The organism is Terrabacter sp. P5_B1, from assembly GCF_056400505.1.
The window spans coordinates 1-4,458 of record NZ_JBFULD010000334.1 but is presented as its reverse complement, the minus strand read 5'-3'; the positions used below and the strand labels follow the sequence as shown (position 1 = coordinate 4,458).

The window sequence follows — 4,458 nt, the reverse complement described above, 5'->3', positions numbered from 1 at the left end:
GCCCGAGCGCGCTGACCACCGACGCGGCCACGGGGCACATCGCGACGGGTGAAGGAGTCGTCGCCGGCGAGGTGTCCCGCGACAACGTCGCGCACGTCATCCGCTCGGTCGCCGAGCACCCGGACTCGACGGCCCGTCGGGTCCTCCCCTTCAACGACGGGTTCCAGCCCATCGACGAGGTCGTCGCCACCGCCTGACCGCCCGGGTCCCGGCGCGAGCTCAGGGCGCGGTCACGGGGAGGGCCAGGACGACATTGATGTCATCGTAGTTGCCGATCGACGGGTTCCAGGTGCCGCCGCACGTGGCGAGCAGCAGGCGCTCCGGGCCGTTGAAGTCGTAGAGGTGCTGCGAGGCGATGAGGCGTGGGTACGCCTGTGCGGAGCTGATCTCGCGCCACACCTTCGTGACCCGGTAGGAGCAGACCGAGCCGTTGTCCTGGCGCAGCTGGATGAGCTGACCCGTGGCGATGCGACTGGCGAAGTCCTCCTGGAAGATGGCTGACCCGTCGCGGTACGTGTGCCCGTCGACGAGGACCGTGCCGGTGCCCGACCCGGGCCTGGGCCCGGCGGCATACCAGCCGGCGTGGGTTCGGTCGGTCGGTGTGCCGAGTGGCAGCGATCCGTTTGCGTCACGTCGGCCGGCGCGGTCGAGCCCAACCCGTTCGAAGGGTGCGTCCACCCCGAGGGCGGGGATGCGCAGCCGCTTCGGCTCGCCGCCCCGGCACGATGCCGGTGAGCGGGACGTCATCGTCGGCGGCGCGGAGATGCGCGCTGGAGCCGCGGCGCGTGTGGGTTCAGGGGCCGTCGCCTCCGACGAACTCGGCGGCGCGGATGAGGTCGTGGGCGGGGAGGCGTCGAGCGCCGGGTCAGCCCAGCTCGAGACGGGGGCCTGACCCGGCGGTGGCTGTGACCCCGGGTGGGGCAGCAGATACCAGAGGCCGGCCACGACGAGCAGCACGGCGACGACCGCCGGGAGTTGGCGTCGACCCATCAGCCGGCCCCTTCCACAAATCGCAGGCACGTCGGACCCGGCCACCGGCGGGTGCGCGGTGGCCGGGGACCGTCAGGTCAACGAGCGGCGTTCTCCCGGCGACGGCGCAGTGCCTCGCCGGCCGCCAGTGCGAGTCCGCTTGCGAGCAGGCCCGATCCGAGGAGCCGGTGGCCCGAGGACACTTGACCGTCGCCGCCCGTGTGCGGTGCGCCGACGCCAGGCACGAGACTGGTGCCGCCGCCGTTGTTCGGGCGGCCGTTGCCACCGCCGCCGCCGTTACCGCCGGCAGGAGTGGTCGTGGTCGCGACGGGTACGGTGGTCGTGCTGACCGGCACGTTCGTGGTCGCTGCGGTGGTGGTGGGTGCGGTGGTGACCGTGCCGCCCCCGTCGCCGCCACCGTCGCCGCCACCGTTGCCACTCGGTTCCGTGGTGGTCGGTTCCGTGGTGGTCGGTTCCGTGGTGGTCGGTTCCGTGGTGGTCGGTTCCGTGGTGGTCGGTTCCGTGGTGGTCGGTTCCGTGGTGGTCGGTTCCGTGGTGGTCGGTTCCGTGGTGGTCGGTTCCGTCGTGGTCGGCTCCACGGTGCTCGGCACGGTGGTGGTCTCCGACGGAGGCAACACAGGGAGGCACGCTCCGAGACCCGGGTCCTCACCGCCGGCCTGCACGATCACTGCATCGTTGTGGGTGCCTTGGAACTTCCCCCCTGCCACGGCTGCCTCGTCCACCAGAAGCGGGTTGCGGCCCGCCTTGAGCACCCGGTCGGCACTGGAACCGACGTAGACGCACACCCACACCTGGTGGGCGTCTCCCGGCGACGCCTCTGCGGTCCAGCCTGTCGCAAGCGCTGCGGCTCCGGTGGTCGCCAATCCTCCCGCCGCTACCAGGGTGATGACTCGACGCGGAAGTCGGATCGTTCTCTGATTCATGATGCAGCTGTCCCCTTAAAGTCGTGGCGGCGCGTTTTGCCCCCCGCGCCTGAAGCCCGAACAGGGCCTTTCTATCCCGTTTTGGTAAGGAGATATGGGTGTACAGCGAAGAAAGTTAAGAGAATCCCCATCTATCCGTAAATATTTGGTCAAATAAGTCGGGAATGTCCGAATTATCCGGCGGACAAAGGTTGGGCATAACGCCACCCGTGGCCTACCGAGTCCTCGGGGCTGCTGCTCAGGGATCTCGGCGCATGTGCGCCCCGGCCATGCGTGGACGTACGCTCGATCGGGTCGCCCGCCACCCCTGGGCGACAGCCGTCAACGACGACACGGAGTCAGGACACATGGCGCTCAGCGTTTTCGACCTCTTCTCGATCGGCATCGGTCCGTCGAGCTCACACACCGTCGGGCCGATGCGGGCCGCGGCGCTCTTCGCGGAGCGGCTGCAGGACGAAGGCGTCCTCGACCGGGTCGCGCGAGTGCGCTCGCAGCTGTTCGGCTCGCTCGGCGCCACCGGTCACGGGCACGGGAGCGACAAGGCCGTCCTGCTCGGCCTCACGGGTGAGCGGCCCGAGCTGTGCGACCCGCGCAAGGTCGAGGGACGGCTCGCCGAGATCCGCGCGACGAAGCGGCTCTCGCTGCTCGGCCAGCGCGAGATCGACTTCAACGAGGACGAGGACCTCACCCTGCACCGCCGCAAGACCCTTCCGGTGCACCCGAACGGCATGACGTTCACGGCGCTCGACGCCGACGGCCACACGCTCGCCGAGCACACGTACTACTCCGTCGGCGGCGGCTTCGTCGTCGGCGAGGACGTCGACGGCTCGACCATGGTCGTGCAGGACACGACCCCGGTCGCGCACCCGTTCCGCACCGGCGACGAGCTGCTCGCCCACTGCAAGGAGACCGGCAAGTCGATCGCCCGCATCATGCTCGAGAACGAGCTGTCGTGGCGCACCGAGCAGGAGGTCCGTGCCGGCCTGCTCGAGATCTGGCGCGTCATGAAGGAGTGCGTCCGCAACGGCATCGCCACCGAGGGCGTGCTGCCCGGCGGTCTGCGCGTGCGCCGTCGCGCGCCCGAGCTGGCCCGGCGCCTCCAGCTCGAGGGGGAGAGCGACGACCCGCTGCGCGGCATGGACTGGATCACCCTCTACGCGCTCGCCGTCAACGAGGAGAACGCGTCGGGCGGCCGCGTCGTCACCGCCCCGACCAACGGCGCGGCCGGCATCATCCCGGCCGTCCTGCACTACTACGTGAACTTCGTCAACGGCGCCGACCGCGACGGGATCGTCCGTTTCCTGCTCACCGCCGGCGCCATCGGCGTCATCTACATGGAGACCGCGTCGATCTCCGGCGCCGAGGTCGGCTGCCAGGGGGAGGTCGGCTCGGCGTGCTCGATGGCGGCCGGGGCCATGGCCGCGGTCATGGGCGGCACGCCCGAGCAGGTCGAGAACGCCGCCGAGATCGGCATGGAGCACAACCTCGGCCTCACCTGCGACCCCGTCGGCGGCCTCGTCCAGATCCCCTGCATCGAGCGCAACGCCATCGCCTCGGTCAAGGCCATCACCGCCGCCCGCACCGCGCTGCGCGGCGACGGCTCCCACGTCGTCAGTCTCGACAAGGTCATCAAGACGATGCGTGAGACCGGCCGCGACATGAAGGTGAAGTACAAGGAGACGGCGCGCGGCGGGCTCGCCGTCAACGTCATCGAGTGCTGAGGGCCTCTCAGGACTCGTCTCAGGACTCGTCGAGGCTGGGCAGGGGCAGCTCGACCTCGCACTCGTAGTAGCGCATGGCGAGCTGGCTGTGCTCGACGTCGACGGTCCCCTCGCCCACGGCGAGCACGTCGTTGAGCCAGAGATGTGACGGTGCCTCCGTCTGGAAGGTGAGCACGTGGAGGCCGCGACCATCGGTCAGTGACGAGAGCCCGGTCAGCGTGAACAGGACAAAGCCGTCGTCGACGTCGATGACACCGCGGGCGTCCGGCAAGGCGTAGCCCTCCCGGAGGCGGGGGAAGTTCGACCACGTCGCCGTGCCCGACACCCGGCCGGTCAGGGTCCCCGTGCCCTGACCGTAGACCCGACCGTCCCGTCCGGGTCCGGGCTCGACGCGCTGGAGGAGGTCGTAGGTCCAGGCCGCGTCGAAGAGATGGTTCAGGCGCATGGCGGCCTCCTCGGGACGATCCGGTTCTTCGAACCGGTACTCCCGCCCATGAGCCCCCGGTGCCGAAGCGCAGCCCATGCGACAGACTGGCGCGCGTGGGTCACGTGTCCGTCGCAGATCACCGAGCCGCCGTGGCGCGGCTCCTCGGTGACGGCTCGCTGGAGCGGGTGACGCTGGACCGCCACGCAGCGGGACGGCGCCTGGCCGCCGACCTCGTCGCCGCCGATGACCTGCCACGCTTCGACAACTCGGCCATGGACGGGTATGCCGTGTGCCCCGGTTCGCCCGACCAGCGCAGCTACCCGGTGGTCGGGGACGTGCCGGCCGGGTCCGCCCCGGACTTCGCGCTCGCCCCCGGCCAGGCGGCGCGGGTCATGAC

Annotated in this window: 4 protein-coding genes and 2 pseudogenes; 3 read left to right on the top strand and 3 right to left on the bottom strand. The window is 70.4% G+C overall.

Annotated features, from left to right (window positions below; genetic code table 11):
- Positions 1 to 197 (top strand): annotated as a pseudogene (locus tag AC1DP0_RS18540) (NAD-dependent dehydratase); the annotation flags it as partial.
- A gap of 22 nt (positions 198 to 219) precedes the next feature.
- Here the strand turns inward: AC1DP0_RS18540 and AC1DP0_RS18535 are convergent.
- Positions 220 to 990 (bottom strand): class F sortase, encoded by a 771-nt coding sequence (locus AC1DP0_RS18535; protein WP_478087298.1) that lies wholly within the window; start codon positions 988 to 990, stop codon positions 220 to 222.
- A gap of 77 nt (positions 991 to 1,067) precedes the next feature.
- Positions 1,068 to 1,775, bottom strand: coding sequence for a hypothetical protein (locus tag AC1DP0_RS18530; protein WP_478087296.1), 708 nt, complete (start codon positions 1,773 to 1,775; stop codon positions 1,068 to 1,070).
- A 485-nt stretch (positions 1,776 to 2,260) separates the two neighbouring features.
- Between AC1DP0_RS18530 and AC1DP0_RS18525 the strand changes: the two genes are divergently transcribed.
- Positions 2,261 to 3,634, top strand: coding sequence for an L-serine ammonia-lyase (locus AC1DP0_RS18525; RefSeq protein WP_478087293.1), 1,374 nt, complete (start codon positions 2,261 to 2,263; stop codon positions 3,632 to 3,634).
- A gap of 19 nt (positions 3,635 to 3,653) precedes the next feature.
- Here AC1DP0_RS18525 and AC1DP0_RS18520 read toward each other — a convergent pair whose 3' ends face one another.
- Positions 3,654 to 4,079, bottom strand: a complete 426-nt coding sequence (locus AC1DP0_RS18520; protein WP_478087291.1) for a hypothetical protein — start codon at positions 4,077 to 4,079, stop codon at positions 3,654 to 3,656.
- Positions 4,080 to 4,174: 95 nt separating this feature from the next.
- Between AC1DP0_RS18520 and AC1DP0_RS18515 the strand changes: the two are divergent.
- Positions 4,175 to 4,458 (top strand): annotated as a pseudogene (locus AC1DP0_RS18515) (gephyrin-like molybdotransferase Glp); the annotation flags it as partial.

Coding starts and splice junctions, on each gene's coding strand:
- AC1DP0_RS18535 (WP_478087298.1), bottom strand. CDS start 990: ATGGGTCGACGCCAACTCCCGGCGGTCGTCGCCGTGCTGCTCGTCGTG.
- AC1DP0_RS18525 (WP_478087293.1), top strand. CDS start 2,261: ATGGCGCTCAGCGTTTTCGACCTCTTCTCGATCGGCATCGGTCCGTCG.
- AC1DP0_RS18520 (WP_478087291.1), bottom strand. CDS start 4,079: ATGCGCCTGAACCATCTCTTCGACGCGGCCTGGACCTACGACCTCCTC.